The sequence below is a fragment of the Peribacillus sp. B65 genome (genome assembly GCF_058513295.1).
The window spans coordinates 5,053,875-5,076,902 of record NZ_CP195840.1 but is presented as its reverse complement, the minus strand read 5'-3'; the positions used below and the strand labels follow the sequence as shown (position 1 = coordinate 5,076,902).

Sequence of the window (23,028 nt, the reverse complement as noted above, 5' to 3'; positions counted from 1 at the left end):
AATCAGAGTTTTCATTTTTTTCCATTTTGGATAGTGTCTAATAGAACATAAATCCCATAGGTGGTACAAGCGGGCTAGGAGAGCAGGGAGAGTAGTGTGGAAAAAATCCATACAGTAAAAAACACTTTAAGTGTCAGATTATAGAAAAGGAATAAGAACTTTTTTAACAGTAGTACATTCAGTTGGATGTTGGCATTAATTCATTCCTAGCTTAAAAATAATAATGCCTGTTATGACACCACCTATTATTCCTGCCAAGACACCAACAATCAATGGGTTAAAAACAAATCTTTTGATTCCTCTGGTAAACCTTTTCTGATCCTTGACAAGTTCTTTGTAGGTGTCAGAGCTTTTCATCTTAGCAACTATTGATGGATGGTTTTTATGCCATTGTTGGTTTAGAAAGTCTCTATCATCATCTGTTAGTTTAAACCTGCTGTATAAGTCAGGTCTACTAGCCTGATTATCTATATTCCCCTTTTCAGCAGGAGAGTTAAGATAATATAACATAACAGAAACAAAGCCCTCTCCTACTTTAATTTCAATATCTTGATCTGTAATATTACTAACAGTTACCAGAGAAAGTCCATACCATTGAGGGTCTAGTGTAGTTGATATGTTGCTTAATCCTTTTGCAACCATTGAGACTCTAGGATGATATGTACCTCCTATCCTTCTGGATACCCAGATTGCCTCCTGTGTGTGTATAGAGACAGTTGTAGAAGCTTTTACAATTATCTTTTTCTTATCCTGACTTACCACAGAATTTCCCTTAATATCCCATGCGTGAGCACTAGCAGTTAGATTAATAGAGCTGGCTTTAATATTCTCCAAAATCAAGGGGTAAATACTTAGTTTTTTAGCTTTGATCAATTCTCTTTTAATATCATTATTACTAAGTAACATATAAAATACCTCCAACAAGAGTAATACCCTTCAAGTCCCAGTATTCCTAAATATTAGGAATATGATTTTACCATAAACTATGTAATAAAGACAGCATTCTTTCTCCAATACAATGACCAATTGACTATCAATTTGAAAAATTCGTAAAATCAGCCTTGTTAGTAGGATGTATTGTGCACACCAATCTTAATGAAGCAAACCAGCTAATATGATATCATTATCTTTCTCTAAAATTTCCAATCCCCTTATGTTTTACTATTTTTAGCCATTCAAAAAACCCTCCAAACCCTTTCGGACGGATTTATCTTTATTTCACAAAACAGTTATTTATGCTAAACTAAGGAACATTTGTTTCCTCTTTAATTATGTGTAATTCCAATGAAGCAACTTATTAATACAGGCAACGATTGACACTTCGGCAGGTTTTCCTTCTGTTTTCTTATCTTAGATTTCTTTAAGCTCCTGTTTCTTGAACATCTATGCAACTAAGTGCGGCAAGATACTGAGAATTATGTAGTCTGCTGGAACCTCTTTAATTTTACGTTTAATGTTTGCCGTAAACTTAGCAGATGAGTGATCACTTATATCTACTGCAGCGAAGGCAACCAGTTTTTTCGGATGATTAAACTGATCGATTTCAACAATTTCAGAGATAATAGTTGCTGCCATTTTTTCTCCTATAACGGCAATCGATTGGATAATCTTATATTCTTCCTTTTCATTGGCCAGGGCCACTTACGATGTTCCAAATCAGTAAGGGGTCCCTTGTTATGAAAAAGCAATTCATTATACATACGAAGATTGATTACGGGATTGAAAAAACAATCGAATAAAATTCGGCAGGCATAATGGAGATTGTCACTCCTGCAGCGAAGAAACAATTCTATAGCCAGTATCAAGATTTAATTGTTGATGAAAACAATCAGTTCATTTAATTAGGTCCGAAGATTAAGTGCAAGTTGAAGAAATTCTGCAAATTCTGGCCAACTACGTACTCCTTCTTTCGTAAAATATGTAATAAACAACAACTTAAGCACAAGCCAACATTGTTGAAGCTTTTACTTTAGGATATCCTGATTACCACCCTTATCTAAGAAATCTACCAATACATCACTAGTTATATTCTCTTCAAAAAATCCTGTTTAGTCCAATATATATTTTCATCATGTGTGCTATTGGGATAGTCAACTTTTTCAAGCTAGATTAAACAAATCCTGTTGGATAATTATTCGAGATATTGTATAGGTTAATATTAGGATATACTTATCTACTTCTAGAATAGTATTCAAAAAAGTTGCATCAGTAACATTTACTCCAATAATATTCTCAAATTTTATTTTCATTATGTATCCTTCTTCATTATCCAACTCTAAATAAATCATCTTAGTTATTGAATCTACACGATGTATTAACCCTGTTACTCCAAATCAACCCCCTCTTCCCATACAATAAACTTTACGGGGGAAGCAAACTCCATTGCAGTGTGTATCTTGTTTTCAAACACCTCTACTTGGTATTCGTCTAATATTGGTTTAACTTGTCTAAAATAATCTTTGTTTATTTCTTTTTGAATAGCTTTATGTTCGGGTAAAATCAAAGCTGCTTGCCACTTAATAATTCCTCTGTCACGAATTTTCATTTGAACATCTCCATTCATACTGTAATTTATATTATAGAACGAACGTTCTTAATTATACATAAATTTTATACTAAATACCTAACTCCCCAATGCATCATTCTACCTCAAAAAAAACACCGCGAGAAACGGTGTTTAACTCGGATCACTAAGATTAAAGCCTTTACAATTTCATAATTTTCACAAGAGGGGTAACCCGATTTCATCAGAGTTTTAGACAGATCAACATCATTTAACTTGTCGTATCTTTATGCAAAGCATTCGAAGCTTTGTTAAAGTAGGTATTATCTAATTCGAAACCAATAAAGTTACGATTTAGATTTATAGCAGCTTGTCCTGTTGATCCCGAACCCATAAAACAATCTAATACTGTTTCACCTTTATTAGAATGCGTTGCAATGATTTTTTCGAGAACAGCAACTGGCTTTTGACAAGGGTGAAATCTCACTTTTCCACTAACTATAGGTGCTTCATAAGAAGCCCTATCATAATATGAATTAAACGTTCTTTTTGTCCCTTTAGTATAGGAAATAAAATACTCTCTGGAATTTGACAAATAATTCACTTTCGCATTAATTGGGACCGGATTCGTTTTTTCCCAAATCCCTATTCTTTGTTGTTTCAACTTCAGCTTATCTGCAACTTTTGATATATCAGTTATTTTAAAAAATTAAGCATTAAAGGCCAGATAAACTGAACCTGCCTTCTTTAAACGAACACGATACAAAAAAAGGTAAGAGCATACAAGTAGCTCTTACCTTCCTTCATATTATTTTTCACTATTATTATTCTTCACTTTACTCTTCCTTGCCTGCTGCCATATTCATGTTCGCTTCGACATTCTCCTGATTGATGGTGGGAAATGGTAAATTGCGCTTTCCTGAAAAATTCTCAAGCAGATCTTTAACATCAATTCCCGAAGATGCCTTTAATGACTCCTGCAATGATGCCATTAAATCCGTTGCATAGCCAGTCACTTTATTGGCCCCGCCATTCGCACCGCTTCCACCTGTATCCACTACATTGTAACAGGGTTATATTATGGGAGAAATAAAAGAATCTTTATATGGTGTATGGAGTACTCATTAAACCCAAGTGTTTCTGGGAGAAATAAAACCTAAAGTTGTATCTTCTTTATGTATGATTCTAGCCAGTATTACTATAATAAAACTAGCCGTACCATATTAGAAAGATTCCTGTTACTTTTTGTTAATACCTTACTTTATCTCAGGTCTGATAAAGCTATAACTCGGTATATTTCCCCACCTGTATCAAAGAAAAAGAATCGTACAATGAAATCAAAATCAGAGTTTTCCTCTCCTTATAGACGTGTTGGAGAGAAAATTACCATTACTTCTGCTCAACGGAAGGCTTATAAAGAAGCGAACACTTTGTTATAAGGCGTGAACAGAAAGCATAATAAGCCATCTCATCAATGGATTGTAAGAGAGCATTGGAGGTTCAGGCGTATGGTGAGGGATTAAAAGATAGAAAACTCATATGGATTCAACCATATGTAAAAGGAGCAGGCCCACTAGTACAGAAAGATTATGTAATTAAATAAATACAAAACAATATAATCGGGTGCTTTTCTAGAGTAATATAATTATTTATGGGATGATCGTTTTTTACCGTTCAGTCTATGTTTTATCAATAAGTTTTACCGTTTTCAACTACAGCCCCGTTAGTTGAACAAGTAAAAATACACACTAGAGTCATTAAATGCTTTCATAACACAAAACCACAATTACTCAATAACAAAATTAAAAATGTAAATAAAAAAAGACAATTTCCCAAACTTTGAAAATGTCCTTTGATATTTAACGGCTACTACAATAAAAAAAGAACCTCATAAGAGATTCATTAAGGTGTATCTACTAATTTATCCACTACATTTCCATTTTCATCATAAATCACAAGAAAGGGTTTCCCAGTTGTCCAATCTTCACTTGCAGGAATCAAAAACAATGAAAATATTAAAACTATAGATAACCTTAGTAAAATTTTCATTTACATCCCCCTTTTTAATATTTTTCTATATTTTACCATAAACTATCCGGAAACAATTTGAACATTATGTAAGATACAAAAAAGAACCACTAAAGAGATCCTAAATTATATTTTTAGTTGTTTAATTTTAAAAAAGTAATTATGCGGAATTAAAACGTCTAATTCTATTTACTGTAATTTTTTGCATATACTAATAATTAATTACGTCTAATCTGAGTCCGAAAAACGCTCCCGTAGAATTCTCCACAAACCTTGCTGCTAATTTAAATCATTACAGGAATGCTATTCTGCATAAAGAAAGAGCTGCCTTAAAGACAGCTCCGATTTTAGCCTGTTAGTTCTATAAGAAAAGCGAACCTTATTCAAGAATCGCGCCCGAGAACGAATATAAAAACTTGGTGGGCAGGTTTTCCCAAATTAATACATGTCTACTTCTATGGGCGCAATGCACTGTCACTTTTTATTAATAAAGAAAGTTTCATCTCCATATGGTGGTTAGAAGTTTCTCTTGTCTCCATTCTGGAAATTTGGGTGATTATCGTGGAATTTCTAAAAGAAGTGTTGAAAGGGATTGTTTCCAGGCAATCTCATATCTCTTTCTCAGCAAAGAAAACCACCCCGCGTAGGAAACAAAAGGGTGGTTCCCGATCAATCTTTATTCACCAAACATGGATCCTATTTTGCATTCTCATCAGCTTGATGAATTCCGAATATATTCCCTTCGGTATCAATATAGTATCCTTGCCACGCCATTCCAGGCAGTGCATATTTGGGCAATGCGACCTTGCCGCCATTCTCAAGAATTTTGGCTTCCGCTTCGTAATAATTATCGACACCCATTGTACAAGAATCCCCATTGAGAGCTTGGCCAGCTTCCGGCGGAGGACTTTGACGCTGCATCAAAGCACCATTTCCCAGGTTCATTCTCATCGCCAGTCATGCTCCCAAGTAAGGCATTCCTGCGAAATCACTCCAATCTTGAAATGACCATCCAAATACCTCACCTTAAAATTCTTTGCCCGTCCGTTCCATGTCATCCACATGAATTTCGAGGTGAACTAATCTTCCCTTGATTACCTCCTAGTTTTGTTCAAAATTTTTCCTCTTTCCGTAAGTTGATACCTTATGTAGCTTCATGCCTATGGTGTTTATTTATTTTTTTAAGTCTAAGATGAAGCAGGCTTTTCAATTTGAGTTAAGTCACTTCTTTATCATAGGACAGTTGCGGGAATATCTGACAAAAAAGGCAGCTCCCTGATGGGGGATAGCTACCTTCGTTTACGATTACTATGAAAAGGTAGGAGCAGGGAATTCATCAATTCTCATACGAAGTAAACTATATGGTTTTTCCCGCAGGTCTCTTCCATAATGAAATCTCGCCTGCCGATGTAATTGATTCACAATGACATATAAGTATTGATCGGGGCCAATCGAAAAAGTATCCGGCCATAAAATTCTCGGGTCATGTGCGATGGTTTCCATTGCGCCATTCGGCAATATCTTCCGGATACTATTGTTTTCATAGTCTCCCGCATAAACGGTTCCTTTTGCGCCGGTGATCATTCCATCAGACGCACCTTTTTCCCCCCAATACAGCACATATTGGGATAAATTCAGGTCCTGTATCCTTCTGTCTCTTAGAGCTTCTGTTGAAATCGAGAACAGCTGACGGCTGGTTAGCGGAGCATAAAATAAAACCTTTCCATCAGGAGAAATCGCTAAACTATCGGAAGCCAATCTAAATGGGAAAGTCGAGCCGTCCGGGTTTCGATTCATCAAAATTTCACCTTCTACTTTCGGTAAAAAATAGGGATCAGGTGAAGTTGATATTGCCCCATTTAACCGTCTAAACGCGTTCCCATTTTCTAAATCTACGACGATAATAGCCCCTGGCCCTCTGGAAGAAGAATCCGTTATATATGCATAGCCTGCTCTTCCAACCCGAAAATCCAAACGGACATCATTCAGATAAGTTGTTGGCAAGACAACATCTTCTGTAAAGGTATATACTCTCCTTATTGTATTCGTGCTTAAATCAACAGCAACTAATTTTGCTCCCCCTTGAATAGGTTCAGAAAAATTTGGTGCCCCTGTATCTAGTACCCAAAGTGTTCCACTTCCATCAGCAACGATACTTTGGACACTGACGAAAGACATCGTAATATTCCCAGTATTAACTAAATTGGTTTCTACACTGGGATAAGCCTGCAATTCACCCTCAACAATTTCCGCCACAGTAAATTGAACGTCGTCTCCCCATTTCGGAAAGCATACAAAAATACGACCGGTTTCGGAAACGCTGACACCTGTAGGCATAGCCCCATAAAAAGCATGCACCAGTTCAAACTGCCCAAAATATTTTTCCATAGGTAACATAGGTTGCATGATATCCTCCTCATCAAATCCGAACGGATATCACCTATATATGATGAAAATTTTTTGTAGTGCCTGGTTCTTGATAAATTTTTCTATCGTGATGGATGCTGTGGGTTTATTAGTCCAGGAGAAACATGGGAGTTTCGATAAAGTGATTCAAACTTCCACTGGCTCTTCAAAGACGGGGAATGAGAGCATCTGAATTTACGTTTGCAGTCAATTTTAGAACTAACATAAAAACTATTATGATTTGCTCCCGTCCAGCAACCTGGTTAGAAAATAAATCTGTCTCCTTTAAAGGGGAGTATTTTTAAGTTTAGTGTAACTTTTTCATCCTGAGCATATGTAAGAATTTTTAGAAGCCTATAAAGTGGGCGGATATTCATTTAATATAGATTATTTAAGAACCTCATTTACTTATGATACGGTTCCTCGTAACGAATCTAAATGAGGTTATAAAACCATGATATATTTTATTTTTCATTTAAAGATCTACTTTACCACAGTCAAAACTAATACCTGTTTCATTTTATTTGCCATTTTCCAACGTTGAAGTCTTTTACTTTTGAGTAAATAATTTTGGTGTCTAAAAAAGTTTTAAAAATTCATTTGCTGCTTTTGATAAATAACTATTCTTCCTCCAAATTACTTTGGGTTCAGATATTAAGGTCTGATCCTTTAGCTGAATGACTCTCAATCCTCCTAATGAATGGAGGGATAATAACGAGAGCGGTAAGATCGTTGCACCAAACCCCGATGAAACGAGACCAAATTTCTCAATTTAATGCTGAGAAATTGGGCTTTTTAATATTGGTATTTCCTTAACGTTGTAAATTCGCGTTTTGCTGGTGGTACCCCTGTAAGTACGCACTTTATAATTAAATAGTATCAGTAAAATTACATAGTGTAATAAAGTATACCAATTACTGGGTCTTTGTATAATATTCCTAGAAATAGACACTCCTTCATTAAGCTAACCGTACACCACCCTGGCTAGAGATTTGCACCCATGCCGGGTGCATGTGAAAAAGCCAAGGTCAGCGACTATACAAAAATCGCTAACCTTGGCTTTTAATAACTGATTATTAAATGTTATGCTTTTCTCTACCTTAATTTGATACGTGACCATATCAAGGTAAAGAAAAAGGAGAAAACATCTTTGAATAAGGAAGAAGGGATAGTTTTTCTACTTGATATCCTCTTTTCTTTTTACTTGGTCCCCAACATTTTTCTCCATATAATTTTTACCCCAATTATACATCGAATCAAGAATCGGCATCAGGCTTTCTCCTTGTTCTGTCAGAGAGTATTCCACTTTGGGAGGTACAATTGGATAGACTTCGCGATGAACAATAAGATCTTCTTCCAGCTCTCGAAGCTGGTTAACGAGCATTCTTTGAGTGATGCCCGGCATAAGAGCCTTCAGTTCACCAAAACGCTTGGTCCCCTGCTTGCCTAGGTGCCATAAAACAAGCATCTTCCATTTCCCCCCAATAACAGAAAGGGTCAATTCCTTCTCACAATTGAATGTTTTATTCTGTAGCCTTGTCATTCAAACCACCTCCAAATATAAATCCTAAATCACATAGTATACTTTTTAACACTATGTAAAATTAAAGTGCGTACTTACAAAAATATTATACTTAGTATACGATACATTGTACAGTCGATATGAATTTCTTGCGGTGCAATGATTGAGTGCCAGAGGGACATACTTACTGTGCAACAAACTAAAACATACTATTAGGAGTGAAGGATAAATGGAATTACAATTGGCACTGGATTTAGTAAACATTCAAGAAGGTATTGAATTGGTTAAACAAGTGGAGGAATATGTTGATATCGTAGAAATCGGTACACCTGTGGTTATTAATGAAGGGCTTAGGGCTGTTAAAGAAATGAAAGAAGCTTTCCCTTCTTTGAAAGTATTAGCCGACCTAAAAATTATGGATGCAGCCGGTTATGAAGTGATGAAAGCATCTGAAGCTGGCGCTGATATCATCACGATTCTTGGTGCAGCTGAAGATATGTCCATCAAAGGGGCTGTTGAAGAAGCTAGAAAACAAGGCAAAAAAATCCTTGTTGATATGATCGCTGTGAAAGATCTTGAAACTCGTGCTAAAGAAGTGGATGCATTTGGCGTCGACTACATCTGTGTGCACACTGGCTACGATCTTCAAGCTGTTGGAAAAAATTCTTTTGAGGACCTTCAAACCATTAAACGTGTTGTAAAAAATGCAAAAACTGCTGTAGCAGGCGGCATAAAATTAGATACACTTCCGGAAGTCATTAAAGCACAACCTGACCTTGTCATTGTTGGTGGAGGTATCACTGGACAAGCTGATATTAAAGGGACAGCTGCCCAAATACAAAAATTAGTAAAACAAGGCTAATATCCATCATGCAGACTTCTCAATATTTAGCTGAAATCATAAAAGAGCTAAATCGTTCAGTAGACTTAATAGCTAACGAAGAAGCTGAAAAACTGGTTAATGGGATTCTTGAATCAAAGAAAGTTTTTGTAGCCGGTGCAGGCAGATCAGGATTCATGGCCAAATCCTTCGCCATGCGGATGATGCATATGGGAATTGATTCTTATGTAATCGGTGAAACTGTAACTCCCAACTTTGAAAAAGAGGATATCTTAATCATCGGATCCGGATCCGGGGAAACGAAAAGCTTAGTCTCCATGGCTGAAAAAGCAAAAAGCATTGGTGGTAAAATTGCAACTGTCACGATATTCCCTGATTCCACTATTGGACAGTTAGCAGATATCACCATTAAATTGCCTGGATCCCCGAAAGACCAATCAGAGGGCGATTATAAAACCATCCAACCAATGGGCTCACTATTTGAGCAGACCCTTTTACTTTTTTATGATGCCGTCATCTTGAGATTCATGGAGAAAAAGGGATTAGATACCAATAATATGTATGGCAGACATGCCAATCTTGAATAAAACATAGTCCTAAGAATGTAATAACCAAAAGACCGCAGACATACTAAAGAAACTTTGCGGTCTTTTGGTTAGTCTTTAAAATATTATTTTGTTATTATTAACAATTATTCTAAAATTTTTTAAAAAGGAATGATAGCATGATTTCATTAAAAGGAAAAACTGCTTTAATTACTGGGGCAGGCAGAGGAATCGGGCGTGCTACTGCGATTGCTTTAGCAAAAGAAGGAGTTCATTTAGGATTGATTGGATTAACGATGTCAAATCTTGAAAAGGTAACCGCGGAACTAGAGCAATATGATGTGAACGTTTCAGCAGCAACAGCAGATGTAGCCGATCTTGAAGCAGTTCATCAAGCTGTTGAACACATCAAATCAGACCTAGGTTCTATTGATATTTTAATCAACAATGCAGGTATAGCTAAATTTGGCGGTTTTCTTGATTTAACTCCTGAAGAATGGGAAAACATCATCCGAGTAAACTTGATGGGTGTATATAATGTAACAAGAGCCGTTTTACCTGATATGATTGAAAGAAAATCAGGAGATATTGTGAATATCTCCTCAACTGCGGGCCAAAAAGGAGCACCTGTTACAAGTGCTTACAGCGCTTCTAAATTTGCTGTTTTAGGACTAACGGAATCACTCATGCTAGAGGTAAGAAAGCATAATATCCGTGTAACGGCTTTAACACCAAGTACAGTTGCAACTGATTTGGCCATTGAAACCAATCTTATTAGTGGAAATCCTGAAAATGTTATGCAATCAGAGGATTTAGCAGAGCTGCTTGTAGCCGGGTTAAAGCTTCATCCAAGAGTCCTAGTAAAGACTTCAGGATTATGGTCAACTAATCCTTAATTTGAGAAGCGATCGTCTCTTCTTGTCTATATTGGTTAAGAAGTAGGCTTGTTGTAAAGTGTACCCTTTGTAAAGGAAATTTTTAAAAAAGGGATTAGGCAGCCTAAAGAAGATAATCTCTGTATTGTGGAGTGACCCCAGTCAAATAGACAGAAATAAAAAAGACCAATTAAGCAACCTGAGTTCTATATTGATATGGACTCAGGTTGTTTAATTTTTTCTGGAAGCGATGATGGTTATAGAATCGAATATACATACTTACAGCACCTCGAACCTCTTCAGAGGTACCGAAGGAGTTCATCTAGAAACACTCCTGTTTAAAGTGGCTGAAGAAATTCTCCATACAAGCTTTATCCCAGCAGTATCCCTTTCTTGACATACTGGATTGCATTTTATATTTTTTCAAATAGGTTATTGTATTGGTGGGAAGTGTATTGGGTACCCCTGGTCGCAATGCAGAAGAATTCCTTTAACATTCCGTTTTTTCTTTGCTTTTTTTATTGTTACTATTACAAGTTTTAAGACGTTTCTCCGGCTGACTTGATAAGAAATGATTTCATTGTTATAGTGGTCTTTTATGGCGGATAGGAAAAGTCTCTGTCTATTAAAAATCAAATATGTAATGTCAGTTACCCATTTCTCATTAGATCTGGATGCATGAAAATCCCTATTAAGAAGGTTTTTAGAAATGACTTATGCTTCTTTCTTCCCGTAATAAGGTTTCCTTTTCCGAAAAGAGACTTTAACCCTAGCTCCCGCATAAGACGCTGGACACGCTTGTGGTTTAGGTTTAATCAGGCCATACATTTTCCTCTTCGATACCCATAGATTCCTTTGAGTTTATTGTAGCATCCTATAATTTTTTTCTTAATCTCTTATCATCCAGTTAAGCTGTAGACTAAAATAATCACAAATGCTGCTAGTGTCTTAAAAAATTGTAATCACAAAGATATCTCCATATGATTGTTTGTGTGTTAAGCCTGTTACCGCAAGTAAGGTAATAACAGCGCCGTTATGAGGTAACTAATCCATCCCGCTTGATGCCATCACTATGACACGGTGCATTACATCGGGAGGAATATTATATTGATTAATAGTTTGTATATACTTATCTCCCATCGCACTAAGCGCAATTCCCATTCCACCAGACGAAGAACCAGTAATACCAGATAACTCGTTTGTTGTAACGGCCCCATTTACAAGTGGATTCGTAAAAGTGTGTGAAATACCATCACGTACAGTTGCGAATCCTGGTAATGAAGCAATCCCCCCCCAAATTCAGAAGCAGTATTCATAGCTGCTAGTAACGCTCCACCAATACTGGCATTAATGCCTTGTTGAAACCCCGTTGTAACACGTCCCCAATCGTAAGCAACTGTTGCAATAATACTAATACTAGAGCTAGTTCGACAGACCAAATACCTGTTACTGTCGCAAGATCTACTTTCCCAAACAAATCTAATCCTATCTTTGAAAAGTCAAATCCCTCTGGATACCATTTCGGAATAGAAATAGTAAAAAATTTATTCGCCAAACCCACTAAAACTAGCGGTATAAATGCAAATATTTGTCGTACTGGACTTGTATTAACAACTAAAGGAACCGGTAATGGAATTACTGTTTCTGCAGCAACTGCCGTTAAGTGTACTTTTACGAACAGCGTAATTATAGCAAACAGGAAAGGCTTATCAAGTTAGGGATGATGGCATCCATATGGGTCTAATATTTTCTCTTCTTCAGCATCATAGTAAAATCCTCTTTCTCCGTTAATACATTTGAATCAAGTTCCGGTTCTGTTTCAATTATTTCCACAAAGTCTTTTCTAACATTACCTTTATCTATAAACTCTTCGGTAAACTTGTCAATTTTATATCTGAAACATTCATCTTTGCACCTTCCTTTGTCACAATTAAGCGAATTTGCATGTTACCAATTCAAAAATTCAGGATATTTTATATTTGTCTTAGGATGTAAAGCAACCTGGCATAGGTTCTGTAACTGAGGTTTGTTAATCAATGGGGAGCGTGTGTTGAATTAAGTCTTTTTATGAGGTAAATAAGGAAAGGCTTAAGGATTCTACTTCACCTTAAGCCTTTTCTTGCCCTATTTTAAAAACCCATCGATATATATTTTTCTTCTAAATATTCTTCAAGGCCTTGATGGCCGCCTTCCCTCCCCATGCCGCTTTCTTTCATGCCGCCAAATGGTGCTTGTGCAACGGTGGGAATGGCGTCGTTGTAGCCGATGATGCCGAACTCCAGAGCTTCGGATACTCTGACTCCCCTGCTTATATTCTGTGTGTAAAAATAAGCAGCCAGCCCGTACTCTGTATTGTTGGCAAGCTCGATCACCTCTTCTTCCGTATCAAAAGGGATGATTGGGGCGACCGGTCCAAATGTTTCCTGGTATGTGATGAGCATATCTTTGTTCACTCCGCCAAGAACGGTCGGTTCATAGAATAATCCATCAGCCAATTCCCCTTCAACTCTTTGTCCGCCACAAAGAAGGCTGGCACCTTTTGCCAAGGCATCTTGTACATGTTCCTCTACCTTTTCCAGGCCATCACTGCTGACAAGAGGTCCGACTTCAACCGTTGGATCGATGCTATTTCCGACTTTTAGAGCTTGTACCTTTTCAACAAAAAGTGCAGAGAATTTATCGATGACAGAACGGTGGACGTAAATGCGATTGGCGCATACGCACGTTTGTCCGGTGTTCCTGAATTTGCTTGCAATGGCACCAGCTGCTGCGGCTTCCAAATCAGCATCCTCAAAGACGATGAACGGCGCGTGCCCTCCAAGCTCAAGGGAAAGTCTCTTGAGCTGCGGGGCTGACTTGGTAACCAGCAATTTGCCTACTTCAGTAGATCCGGTAAAAGAAATTTTCCTTACTACCGGGTTTTCAAAAATTTCATCCGAGATAGGTCCGGCACTCCCTGTTACGATACTGACCACTCCAGCAGGCACTCCCGCCATTTCAACCAATTTACCAAACGCTAACGCACTAATAGGAGATTGTTTTGCAGGCTTGACAATGACTGTACATCCAGCGGCCATGGCAGGTCCCACTTTCCGCGTCATCATGGCCAACGGGAAATTCCAAGGGGTAATGGAAGCGACCACTCCAATCGGCTGGCGAATCACCGATAGCCGTTTATTTGCAGCAGAAGCAGGGATCGTTTCCCCATAAATCCGGCGGCCTTCTTCAGCAAACCATTCCAGGTAGCTTGCAGCAAAATCCACTTCGCCCCGGGCTTCCGTTAAGGGCTTGCCCATTTCCATACTCATGATTTCTGCTAATTCATCTTTATATTCATGCATAAGGTCATGCAATTTCTTTAGATATTTACTGCGTTCCTGTGCCGTCAGTTTTGACCAGGATTTAAACGCTTCCTCAGCAGCTGTTATTGCCGCATTCGTTTCTTGGCGTCCTCCATTTGGAATCCTTGCCACCACTTTCCCTGTTGATGGATTTGTTACTGGTAAAGTTTCTCGGTTATGTGCTGCAGTCCATTCACCGTTTACATACATTTTCAGTTCAGATAAATTGACTAATCCACTAGTTTTCAGCATGAATATGTCTCCTTTTTTGTTGGATTTGCAAAGTGCTTCATTATATACACAAAAAGATTAGAGTCCTGAAACTTTAGTTCCTTCGTCAATGTCCGTGTTAATGGAAATCCTTTCATTTTTAAGAACGAAGGTATACCCCACAGCAGCAATTAGGCAAATGACTACAGGTATGATCAGGGCTATATTGAAATTATTGAACTTCGCTACTAAGACCCCTGTTGCGACTGGAGCAATCCAGCCAGCGAGGTTTCCCACGAAGTTTTGCAGCCCGGCAAGCTTTCCTTCCGCACCCTTTGGAGCAACATCCGAAACAGTGGCCCAGAGAATGCCCGCAGCCAATCCTTCACCGCCGATTGCTATGGAGATATACGTAAGTGCCATTATGGCGCTGTCTGTATAGATCGTCGGGATTATGGCTAATGGAAAAAGCATGCCTATGGTTAAAACCGTTTTTCTTGCTTTGATGGAATTCCAGCCTTTTTTAATCAAGAAATCCGACAACACCCCTCCTAGAATATTTCCCAGAAAGGACATGATCCAAGGCAGCATCGTGAAAAATCCGGCTTTTAAAAGAGTCATTTGCCTTTCGACTACAAGGTAAGTGGGAAGCCAGGTCATCATTAAATAAGTAAGATAGTTATGGGCAAACAAGCCATATAACATAGGGTAAACACTTTTGAATTTGAAGAATTTAAATGGCGAGATGTTTAGTGTCGCCGCTTTTTCGGTTTGAGTTTGCTCTTCTTTGATATAGGCTACTTCGGCCTCGTTTGCAATCTTACTTTGCTCGGGATGGTTTTTGAAAAAGAATAACCAGAATGCCAGCCATACAAAACCGATGGATCCAATGACCACAAAGGATGCTTGCCATCCCCAAGCCTGGATGATCCATGCTAAAACGGGTGTCGTTATGCCAATCCCGATAGCTGTACCAGAATTAAAGATCCCGTTTGCAATGCCCCGTTCGTGTGACGGCAGCCAGTCTGAAATAACGCGCGTATTGGTCGGAAACGCTGGCGCCTCTCCAATTCCCATTAAAACGCGGATACCGATCAGTCCGCCAAGTGAACGTCCCATTCCAGTAAACACCGTACAGAGCGACCACCATACGATGGCAATCGAATACGTTAAGCGTGCCCCCAATTTATCAACGATTACACCGACCGGAATCTGCATTAAGGCATACGACCAAAAGAACGCTGACCCCAATATCCCGAATTCGACTGCCGAAAGCGAAAGATCCTTCATCATCGAGGGTCCTGCAATGCCAAGAATTGCCCTATCCATATAATTGATTGTTGTTGCGACGAAAAGGAGTACCACTACAAGCCATCTTCCATTGGTCTTTTTCATACGTCACCTCATTAGATAATTATATTCAGGTAGAAAAATACTGCGGGAAATCCATGTGTCCGAAAAAAGTTAAAAAGGGGAAACTGATTCCAAATCCCCTGAAATTCCAGGTGATTTTCAAATTGAATGGTTTTTATACATTCACGATGGCCGTTTCTGATTTTTTTGCACTGCTTGCATTTCGATTACCATTATTAAATCCTTCAAAGTCACCCTCATAAGCCTTCTCTATAATCAGTTGGATATCCGATGCCTTCGTCAGCCTTGGATTAACGACCACGTTACCGCTTCGCATGGAATCTTCCACTAATTTCGGCAAAACGTCCAATGAGACTCCAAGCTCTTTAATATTTAGAGGAATATTCATGCTCCTATTCATTTCGATGATGGTTTCGATTGCTTTCTCGGCTGCTTGCGCATTGGATAAACCGCTTACATCCTTTCCTAAAGCTATTGCAATTTCTCTATACTGATCCTCACATGCTGGCAGGTTGAATCTCATGACGAATGGCAATAGTGCTGCATTTGCGATGCCATGCGGGATATTAAAGACTCCTCCAAATGTATGGGAAATGGCGTGTACATTACCCAGTCGGGATTGTGAAAAGGCTGCACCAGCTAACAGGGAGGCTACAAGCATGTTTTCTCTGCTTTCCATGTCCGTTCCCACAAAGTACGATCGTGTTAAATTTTCACCGATCATCTTCATGGCCTGCATCGCGAAAGCCTTGCTGACAGGGTTGGCAGATTTGGAGGTGTAAGATTCAATTGCATGAGTCAGAGCATCCATACCAGTCGCTGCAGTAATCTCTTGAGGCAAATTCAATGTAAGGGCAGGATCCAATATAGCTAGCTTTGGAAACAGAAGTGAACTAAGTACACCTAATTTAAAAGAGGTTTCCTTATTCGTTACCACTGTCGAATTAGTAGCTTCACTGCCAGTTCCAGCCGTCGTCGGGATTGCTATGATCGGGAGCGGGGGATTGGAAATCTTTCCAACTCCTTCATAATCCAGGATATGGCCGGGATTAGTAGCCATTGCCGCGATGCCTTTGGCAGTGTCAATGCTGCTTCCTCCGCCTACAGCCAGAACCGCCTCCATCTTTTGTTGCTTAAGATACACTGTCCCCTGTTGGATTGTTTGAGCTGATGGATTAGGCTCCACCTCATCGTAAATCTCAAAATAAAGATTTGCCGAGGAAAGGGATTTTTCAATGCCTTGTAAGAGACCGGCTCCTCTAACCCCTTTATCTGTTACGATCAGCACACTCGATACACCTAAATTCTTAATTAGTTCCCCTGTTTTTCCAGATATTCCGTTACCGCATTCCACCCGTGTCGGCATACTATATGTAAAAGGCATAAGAGACATTTTCATCTTCCTCTCCATTTATATTCTATTAGATGGTGAAATCCTTTCCGTCCCGGTCTGCAGATCCATCATGAATGGTTATGATGCTTAACCTTCAATGGATCCATTCCTTTTAAAAACAATCTATAAAGCATTTCTAAGTAATTCTTCTAAACTGTGCTGCGTTGGCACTCTTGGGTTATTCCGTATCAGGCGATCGATTTGGAGGGTCTTCTCAGCAATTTCGGGAATATCCTCTTCTTTGATCCCGATCTCCCTCAGCTTTGTAGGCAGTCCAATTTCCACAAGCAGGGTAAGCACAGCTTTTGAAGCAGCCAAAGCAGCTTCCTTATCGGAGAGGCCATCCGAGTTCACATTAAACGCCTGGGAAATCCTCACCATTTTTTCTGTTTCTACAGCTGCATTATATTCCATGACATATGGAAGCAAGAGCCCGGTCACCTCTCCATGTGGTGACTTTACAAGCCCTCCGATTGGGTAAGCCAATGCATGGGCTGCTGCTGTACCTGCATTTGAAAAGGACATTCCAGCAAGCAGGCTGCCCATTAGCATATTGGAACGGGCCTCGAGATTGCTCCCTTGCTGCACCGAAAGCGGCAGGTTTTTTGCAATCAATTCAATAGCTCTGTAGGCGAGTGCATCGCTTATGGGGATTGAACCTTGGAATAAAATGTTTCCTTCTGCCTGGATATATGCAGAAGGTTTGGCTGTGTATGCCTCTATCGCATGTGATAAAGCATCAATTCCGGAACAAGCTGTTACATAAGCGGGAAGCCCTAACGTTAATTCTGGATCAAGCAGAGCAACGGTTGGTCTTAAGTAGTTATCCGAGATACCAACTTTCAGGTTATTTTCCACATCGGTCAATACCGCTACTGATGTCACTTCTGAACCGGTTCCAGCAGTCGTCGGAATCGCTACTAGAGGGGCGATTGGTCCAGGAACCTGGTTTTCCCCGCCATAATAGTCCAGGGGATGTCCGCCATGGGCGACCAACAAAGCGACAATCTTCGCCATATCAATGCTGCTTCCTCCGCCAAGGCCAATTACTGCATCAATATCCATTTGAGATTTAGCAAACTTATAGCAGTCCATCGCCGAATCAACTGGCGGCTCCGGTACGACCTGATCATAGATAACCGTTTCGTAATTTGCTTGCTCCAACAACGATGAAATTCTGTCCACGATACCAGCGTTTTTAATCCCTGGGTCAGTAACAAGCAAAATGTTTTTCGCCTTTAACCTTTGCAGGATTGAATCCAATTGCCCGATCGCCCCGTTTCCAAATACGATTCTTTCAGTAGAATAAAAATCCCATGTGTTTCTCATATCCCTTACCTCCAAAGTCTAAAGATTGATGACGACAAGTTTTTCGTCTGTCATCTCTTGCACAGCATAATGCGGTCCTTCTTTGCCAATTCCGCTGTCCTTCACGCCCCCATACGGCATGATGTCGGCACGGTATGTAGAAACATCATTGATGATCACACCGCCAAAATGAAGTTCCTGTGTTGCCCGCATGGCTAAAGTGATATCGGATGTAAATAAACCAACTTGTAAGCCGAACTTCGTATCATTGGCCTGACGGAAAGCCTCCTCGATGTTATCGAAAGGAATGATGCTGATCACCGGCGCGAACACTTCGTGGCAGACTACCTTCATTTCCGGTTTCACATCTATTAATATAGTAGGTTCTAGAATCGAATCCCGCCTTTTCCCTCCATAAACCACTTTGGCACCTAGACCCTCAGCCTCCTGAATCCATTCTTCCGCACGCCTTGCTTCCTTCTCGGAGATCATGGGACCAATGTCCGTGGAAGGATCTGCAGGATTTCCGACCTTCAAGCGCTGTGCCACCTTGACTGCCTTCTCCACAAACACATCGCAGATATCTCTATGAACGTAGATGCGCTGCACAGAGATGCAGGCTTGCCCTGCATTCACATACCCCCGCGTGACACAGAGTTCAACTGCTCTGTCTAAATCAGGGACATCCTTGTGAATGATATTTGGGGAGTTATTCCCTAATTCCAAGGTAATCTTACGAATTCCCGTACTGCTCTTAATGTGCCGGCCTACGCCGGGACTCCCAGTAAAAGTGAACATCGCAATTCGTTCATCCTCCAAAAGGTATTGACCTGTTTCCTGCCCGAACCCGTTGACCACATTGAGGAAACCTGCGGGCAATCCAGCTTCGGAAAAGATTTCTGCTATCTTACATGCAATGAGCGGCGTCATTTCAGCAGGCTTCAACACGATTGTATTTCCCGCTGCCAACGCAGGAGCCACCTTGTGGATGGTGAGATTGAACGGGAAGTTAAACGGGGTGATCGCACCGATAACTCCAACAGGAACCCTGATGGTGAAAGCCATCTTATTGTCGTTTCCAGACTGCCCCAAAGGAACACCTGTACCGGCAATCCGTTTTGCTTCTTCCGCTGATGCAATCATCGTTTGAATTCCTCTATCGATTTCCCCCCTGGCATCCTTCAATACTTTACCGACTTCCTGAACCAGAATCATCGCCAGCTCTTCTTTTCTTTCTTTCGCGATTTCCGCTGCACGCATTAAAATATCGTAGCGTTGATCGGAATCTAGCTTTCTCGTATTAAAGGTTTCCAAGGCATTGGTCACCGCTTCAGAAACAATTTCGCGGGATGCCCTGCCAATCAGGGCAATTTCTTCTTTGTTATATTTGTTCATAACAGCGATTGTATGTTGATCGGATATCCATTGCCCATTTATGAAATGGCCATAAAATGCATTTTTTTTACTAATCGATATGCTCATTGAAGATTCCTCCTTTAAAAATAACGATCACATTTTTTCACTTCACAGTTATTTCTGCTAATTCAATAAATTTCAATCAAGAAAAAGGCAAGCATAAAGCGCTTCCATTTTAAACTTAAGATTTTGCCTGCCCATCAATACTCTTTAATTGTTGTCTATAGAATCCTGCTCAAAATAGTATGTAATCATTTCCGAAAATATATCACATAATATATGATTATGTAAATATTTAAAATTAAAAAGATTCTGTTTTTTTGAATAAAACCTTACTAATAAAGGATTTTTATATTTAAATAATATCGATAGATTAATTAGTTCATGTTAATTCGGATTATTTTATATATAATTTTTTACAAAACTCACGAATATAATATATAATTATCAGTAATGAGGATATTTTTTTGTAGCTATCCTGCAAACTATCGGTCCCCTTATAAACTCTCTATTCTTGATATCAATATGGTTTCGCCTTATCTTATTGATAGAGGGAACAATAAGAAAGCTACTTCAGTAATAATTTAAGTTGTTACATCTATATGAAATAACACTCGTTCTCATAGAAATTTTTTTAAGTTAGGGGCATTTCGATGATAAAGGAAAAAGAACGCGGGGAGACAACGGAATATGTCTACAATTTATTAAAAGAAAAGATTTTTGAATGGGATTTATCGCCGGGACAAAAAATCAATATCAGCCATTTAACCCGGGAAATCAACATTAGCGCCATTCCTCTCAGAGAAGCATTATCTCGTCTGAACTCTGAGAACTTAGTCATCTTAGAACCAAATAAGGGGTATCGGGTCAGTGACATATTAGATACTGAAAATATGGCGAAAATGTTGGAGGCCCGGATATTACTGGAGACGCATGCGGTCCGTAATATTATCCGCTTAAATAATGTAAGCGTGACGGAAGAAATGGCCGCGCTTACAGATGAAATGTTTTCCACAAACACAGGTGCTTCCAACAAAAAAATACTAGATTTTACTCATTTAGATCAACAATTTCATCATGCCATCATGAACTCTGGAGGAAACCCGTTTTTATTTGAAGCATATAAAGGCATGCACTGTCATCTTCATATAGGCCGGTTTTATCACGTCAAAGGTAAGATCGACCAAAAAGACGCACCATCGGAACATATGGAAATCATTGAGGCCATCCGGACAAGGGATGTATACAGAGCCGAGATTGCGATCTCCAGCCACATACAGGATTCCATAGATCGTTTATTGGAGAGGACAAAAAGATAATACTTGGAAGCTATTGAGGATAATCTTCTTCGGATATCAGTCATCGTAATCGCTTTGATCAAATTTCCGGAATATTCAAGTGGGTGTAAACAGACATTCCCATCTCAAATGCTTGAAAAAAAAGGGACAGAAAAACATGTGAAAGATTTATGCACCAAGAAGAAAACAAGTGTGATCAAAGGGATGAAACCGAAGACAAAAGAAAAGAAGCCTTTTGATGCTTCTCTTGTTTTGAAAGATTATGGATCGATTGGATTTGAATTTGCAAAAAAACCTTTGCTAAATCAAAATAATAAACGAAAATCCCTATCACAGTTGATAGAGATTTTACTATGAAAGAGTATATGCCGAATGATTCGCTGAATGAATCCACTTACTGCTATAACCTTTGCTGATTTTGATATCCAAAGAAAAGAAAGAGTATATGTAATAAATCCAAACGAAAAAAGTAAAAAATAACAAAAACCCTATAACTAATTTGCCACTTATAGTTTTTGTAGGTCGTGGGTTTTACTTAATGAAAAAACCTCTTTGAAAAATAGATAGCTTAGAGCACCAAAAAAACGATTTTCCCTTAACGTGGGCAAAATCGTCTTTTCTGGTGCTAAATTTGAATAAGGTAAATGTAGCTCTCAAGACAGGGGTGTTCACTTTTCTTTAATCTTCTTCTATGCGTATTTCATCCAGAAGTAAAAATTAATCCAAAAAGTTAAAAAAGGGTTTGATATCTTCCCTTCTTACTCATAGTCCATATCCATAGTTGTAAAATCTATTTTTCCAAATGAAAACAACCATCTTTATGGCTTAAGGACAACTTTAATACATCCATCTGTCCTTGTATCAAATACTTCATACCCATGCTTTGCTTGGTCAATTGGAAGTACATGGGTTACAACATCGCCAGGATCTACTTTTCCTTCTGATATTAGTTTATAAAGGTAGGGCATATAAGGAATAACAGGAGCCTGTCCGGTTTTAATATCCACGTTTCTTTGGAAAATATCTCCTAGGGGGAATCCATTATAACGGCCGCCATAAACGCCTGTTATTTGTATAGTTCCCGCCTTACGCACGGCTTGGGACGCAATTACAATCCCTCCCATGGCTCCCCCATGTAATTTAAGACCCGATGCAAGATATTCCATCGGAGTCATTTTGCCACTCATCCCGGAACAGTCAATAACGATATCTGCGCCACCTTTAGTGATTTCTTTAAGGTATTCCCCAGTGTTTTCATATTGGGCAAAATTTACGGTTTCGACTTTATTCGTCCTTTTTGCATGCTCTAAACGATAATCGAGATGGTCGACAGCAATCACTCTTTTCGCCCCTTTAAACCAAGCGAATTTTTGAGTAAGTAGACCTACAGGACCGCAGCCTAAAACGATAACCGTATCGCCAGGTTTAACACCTGCGTGATCTACACTCCAGAATGCTGTGGATGCTGCATCAGCGAGCAACACCAATTTTTCATCTTCTACCTCGCAGTCTTCTGGGATTTTGAATGGGGTAAAGTTTCCATAAGGAACACGCATATATTCAGCTTGCCCGCCCGCATACCCACCAGTTGTTTCTGAGTATCCAAAAAAACCACCCATTTCTCCATGAGGATTTGAATTATCGCACTGACTTGTAAGGTCGTGGTCGCAATACCAGCAGCTCCCGCAGCTCACGTTAAAGGGGATAATGACCCGGTCTCCCTTCTTTAACTTAGTTACCCCTGGTCCAACTTCCTCAACAACCCCCATCGGCTCATGACCAATCACATAATCTGTAGGCATATTGGGAATTAATTGATGAATTAAGTGCAAATCGGAGCCGCAAATCGCTGAAGTAGTGACTTTTACAATAATATCATCCGAATTTTTGATGGTTGGGTCTTTAACTTCTTTAACCTGTACATTTTTATTGCCCTGGTAAGTTACGGCTTTCATATGCTTTTCCTCC

At 39.2% G+C, this 23,028-nt stretch carries 21 protein-coding genes and 3 pseudogenes; 5 read left to right on the top strand and 19 right to left on the bottom strand.

All coding sequences use genetic code 11. The features are described from left to right. Positions 1–195 precede the first annotated feature (195 nt). From ACSR9O_RS24755 to hxlR, 10 genes and pseudogenes are all read right to left on the bottom strand, one after another. On the bottom strand, positions 196–906 hold the full coding sequence (locus ACSR9O_RS24755) for a dCTP deaminase/dUTPase family protein (RefSeq protein ID WP_230163191.1): 711 nt from the start codon (positions 904–906) through the stop codon (positions 196–198). 477 nt (positions 907–1,383) lie between these two features. Continuing rightward, positions 1,384–1,641: a transposase gene (locus ACSR9O_RS24750; protein WP_491725279.1), complete on the bottom strand. Its 258-nt coding sequence runs from the start codon at positions 1,639–1,641 to the stop codon at positions 1,384–1,386. Positions 1,642–2,323: 682 nt separating this feature from the next. Further along, on the bottom strand, positions 2,324–2,545 hold the full coding sequence (locus ACSR9O_RS24745; protein WP_491725278.1) for a YolD-like family protein: 222 nt from the start codon (positions 2,543–2,545) through the stop codon (positions 2,324–2,326). Between the two features lie 229 nt (positions 2,546–2,774). After that, positions 2,775–3,167: a DNA-methyltransferase gene (locus tag ACSR9O_RS24740; RefSeq protein ID WP_230163188.1), complete on the bottom strand. Its 393-nt coding sequence runs from the start codon at positions 3,165–3,167 to the stop codon at positions 2,775–2,777. 172 nt (positions 3,168–3,339) lie between these two features. Next, a pseudogene (locus ACSR9O_RS24735) lies at positions 3,340–3,564 on the bottom strand (flotillin family protein); the annotation flags it as partial. 841 nt (positions 3,565–4,405) lie between these two features. After that, a complete protein-coding gene (locus ACSR9O_RS24730) occupies positions 4,406–4,552 on the bottom strand; it encodes a hypothetical protein (protein WP_179891087.1) in 147 nt (48 codons plus the stop codon). Positions 4,553–5,227: 675 nt separating this feature from the next. Then, positions 5,228–5,584: pseudogene (locus ACSR9O_RS24725) on the bottom strand (VOC family protein). Positions 5,585–5,839: 255 nt separating this feature from the next. Further along, positions 5,840–6,937 (bottom strand): L-dopachrome tautomerase-related protein, encoded by a 1,098-nt coding sequence (locus ACSR9O_RS24720; RefSeq protein ID WP_491725277.1) that lies wholly within the window; start codon positions 6,935–6,937, stop codon positions 5,840–5,842. A 577-nt stretch (positions 6,938–7,514) separates the two neighbouring features. Beyond that, the gene (locus ACSR9O_RS24715) at positions 7,515–7,709 is read right to left on the bottom strand and encodes a LysR substrate-binding domain-containing protein (protein ID WP_434169682.1); all 195 of its coding nucleotides are present in this window, start codon (positions 7,707–7,709) and stop codon (positions 7,515–7,517) included. Between the two features lie 405 nt (positions 7,710–8,114). Further along, positions 8,115–8,480 (bottom strand): transcriptional activator HxlR, encoded by a 366-nt coding sequence (gene hxlR / locus ACSR9O_RS24710; protein ID WP_491725276.1) that lies wholly within the window; start codon positions 8,478–8,480, stop codon positions 8,115–8,117. Positions 8,481–8,688: 208 nt separating this feature from the next. On the opposite strand from hxlR, the gene hxlA reads away from it, so the two are divergent. The 3 genes from hxlA to ACSR9O_RS24695 all read left to right on the top strand — a co-directional run bounded on the left by hxlA (position 8,689) and on the right by ACSR9O_RS24695 (position 10,741). After that, positions 8,689–9,321 carry a 3-hexulose-6-phosphate synthase gene (hxlA, locus tag ACSR9O_RS24705; RefSeq protein WP_098371994.1) on the top strand — a complete coding sequence of 211 codons (633 nt, stop codon included), beginning with the start codon at positions 8,689–8,691 and terminating at the stop codon, positions 9,319–9,321. Positions 9,322–9,329: 8 nt separating this feature from the next. Next, entirely contained in the window at positions 9,330–9,887 is a 558-nt protein-coding gene (gene hxlB, locus ACSR9O_RS24700; RefSeq protein ID WP_230162645.1) for a 6-phospho-3-hexuloisomerase, read from the top strand. A 137-nt stretch (positions 9,888–10,024) separates the two neighbouring features. Beyond that, the gene (locus ACSR9O_RS24695; RefSeq protein ID WP_063593819.1) at positions 10,025–10,741 is read left to right on the top strand and encodes a 3-ketoacyl-ACP reductase; all 717 of its coding nucleotides are present in this window, start codon (positions 10,025–10,027) and stop codon (positions 10,739–10,741) included. Between the two features lie 169 nt (positions 10,742–10,910). On the opposite strand, the gene ACSR9O_RS24690 is transcribed toward ACSR9O_RS24695, so the two are convergent. From ACSR9O_RS24690 to ACSR9O_RS24655, 8 genes and pseudogenes are all read right to left on the bottom strand, one after another. Beyond that, positions 10,911–11,042, bottom strand: coding sequence for an IS3 family transposase (locus ACSR9O_RS24690; protein ID WP_354002229.1), 132 nt, complete (start codon positions 11,040–11,042; stop codon positions 10,911–10,913). A 110-nt stretch (positions 11,043–11,152) separates the two neighbouring features. Continuing rightward, on the bottom strand, positions 11,153–11,431 hold the full coding sequence (locus ACSR9O_RS24685) for a DDE-type integrase/transposase/recombinase (RefSeq protein ID WP_491725508.1): 279 nt from the start codon (positions 11,429–11,431) through the stop codon (positions 11,153–11,155). Between the two features lie 188 nt (positions 11,432–11,619). Continuing rightward, positions 11,620–12,350 (bottom strand): annotated as a pseudogene (locus ACSR9O_RS24680) (GntP family permease); the annotation flags it as partial. Between the two features lie 499 nt (positions 12,351–12,849). Next, complete coding sequence (locus ACSR9O_RS24675) at positions 12,850–14,313, bottom strand: NAD-dependent succinate-semialdehyde dehydrogenase (protein ID WP_491725275.1); 1,464 nt, start codon at positions 14,311–14,313, stop codon at positions 12,850–12,852. A gap of 57 nt (positions 14,314–14,370) precedes the next feature. Beyond that, positions 14,371–15,666, bottom strand: a complete 1,296-nt coding sequence (locus ACSR9O_RS24670) for an MFS transporter (RefSeq protein ID WP_491725274.1) — start codon at positions 15,664–15,666, stop codon at positions 14,371–14,373. 133 nt (positions 15,667–15,799) lie between these two features. Continuing rightward, positions 15,800–17,011, bottom strand: coding sequence for an iron-containing alcohol dehydrogenase (locus ACSR9O_RS24665; protein WP_491725273.1), 1,212 nt, complete (start codon positions 17,009–17,011; stop codon positions 15,800–15,802). Between the two features lie 150 nt (positions 17,012–17,161). Next, the gene (locus ACSR9O_RS24660) at positions 17,162–18,367 is read right to left on the bottom strand and encodes a hydroxyacid-oxoacid transhydrogenase (protein ID WP_491725272.1); all 1,206 of its coding nucleotides are present in this window, start codon (positions 18,365–18,367) and stop codon (positions 17,162–17,164) included. A gap of 18 nt (positions 18,368–18,385) precedes the next feature. Then, positions 18,386–19,828: an aldehyde dehydrogenase family protein gene (locus ACSR9O_RS24655; protein ID WP_491725271.1), complete on the bottom strand. Its 1,443-nt coding sequence runs from the start codon at positions 19,826–19,828 to the stop codon at positions 18,386–18,388. Between the two features lie 587 nt (positions 19,829–20,415). On the opposite strand from ACSR9O_RS24655, the gene ACSR9O_RS24650 reads away from it, so the two are divergent. Together ACSR9O_RS24650 and ACSR9O_RS24645 are read left to right on the top strand one after the other, a co-directional pair. Beyond that, positions 20,416–21,081: a GntR family transcriptional regulator gene (locus tag ACSR9O_RS24650; RefSeq protein WP_491725270.1), complete on the top strand. Its 666-nt coding sequence runs from the start codon at positions 20,416–20,418 to the stop codon at positions 21,079–21,081. 3 nt (positions 21,082–21,084) lie between these two features. Next, the gene (locus ACSR9O_RS24645) at positions 21,085–21,417 is read left to right on the top strand and encodes a topoisomerase C-terminal repeat-containing protein (RefSeq protein WP_491725269.1); all 333 of its coding nucleotides are present in this window, start codon (positions 21,085–21,087) and stop codon (positions 21,415–21,417) included. 461 nt (positions 21,418–21,878) lie between these two features. On the opposite strand, the gene ACSR9O_RS24640 is transcribed toward ACSR9O_RS24645, so the two are convergent. Further along, positions 21,879–23,015, bottom strand: a complete 1,137-nt coding sequence (locus ACSR9O_RS24640; protein ID WP_491725268.1) for a zinc-dependent alcohol dehydrogenase — start codon at positions 23,013–23,015, stop codon at positions 21,879–21,881. Positions 23,016–23,028 lie beyond the last annotated feature (13 nt).

Excerpts from the sequence above, each read along its gene's own strand:
- ACSR9O_RS24720 (WP_491725277.1), bottom strand. The coding sequence starts at position 6,937 with ATGCAACCTATGTTACCTATGGAAAAATATTTTGGGCAGTTTGAACTG.
- ACSR9O_RS24695 (WP_063593819.1), top strand. The coding sequence starts at position 10,025 with ATGATTTCATTAAAAGGAAAAACTGCTTTAATTACTGGGGCAGGCAGA.
- hxlB (WP_230162645.1), top strand. The coding sequence starts at position 9,330 with ATGCAGACTTCTCAATATTTAGCTGAAATCATAAAAGAGCTAAATCGT.
- ACSR9O_RS24745 (WP_491725278.1), bottom strand. The coding sequence starts at position 2,545 with ATGAAAATTCGTGACAGAGGAATTATTAAGTGGCAAGCAGCTTTGATT.
- ACSR9O_RS24730 (WP_179891087.1), bottom strand. The coding sequence starts at position 4,552 with ATGAAAATTTTACTAAGGTTATCTATAGTTTTAATATTTTCATTGTTT.
- hxlA (WP_098371994.1), top strand. The coding sequence starts at position 8,689 with ATGGAATTACAATTGGCACTGGATTTAGTAAACATTCAAGAAGGTATT.
- ACSR9O_RS24650 (WP_491725270.1), top strand. The coding sequence starts at position 20,416 with ATGATAAAGGAAAAAGAACGCGGGGAGACAACGGAATATGTCTACAAT.
- ACSR9O_RS24640 (WP_491725268.1), bottom strand. The coding sequence starts at position 23,015 with ATGAAAGCCGTAACTTACCAGGGCAATAAAAATGTACAGGTTAAAGAA.
- ACSR9O_RS24660 (WP_491725272.1), bottom strand. The coding sequence starts at position 18,367 with ATGAGAAACACATGGGATTTTTATTCTACTGAAAGAATCGTATTTGGA.
- hxlR (WP_491725276.1), bottom strand. The coding sequence starts at position 8,480 with ATGACAAGGCTACAGAATAAAACATTCAATTGTGAGAAGGAATTGACC.
- ACSR9O_RS24675 (WP_491725275.1), bottom strand. The coding sequence starts at position 14,313 with ATGCTGAAAACTAGTGGATTAGTCAATTTATCTGAACTGAAAATGTAT.
- ACSR9O_RS24670 (WP_491725274.1), bottom strand. The coding sequence starts at position 15,666 with ATGAAAAAGACCAATGGAAGATGGCTTGTAGTGGTACTCCTTTTCGTC.
- ACSR9O_RS24665 (WP_491725273.1), bottom strand. The coding sequence starts at position 17,011 with ATGCCGACACGGGTGGAATGCGGTAACGGAATATCTGGAAAAACAGGG.
- ACSR9O_RS24690 (WP_354002229.1), bottom strand. The coding sequence starts at position 11,042 with ATGAACTCCTTCGGTACCTCTGAAGAGGTTCGAGGTGCTGTAAGTATG.
- ACSR9O_RS24655 (WP_491725271.1), bottom strand. The coding sequence starts at position 19,828 with ATGAGCATATCGATTAGTAAAAAAAATGCATTTTATGGCCATTTCATA.
- ACSR9O_RS24755 (WP_230163191.1), bottom strand. The coding sequence starts at position 906 with ATGTTACTTAGTAATAATGATATTAAAAGAGAATTGATCAAAGCTAAA.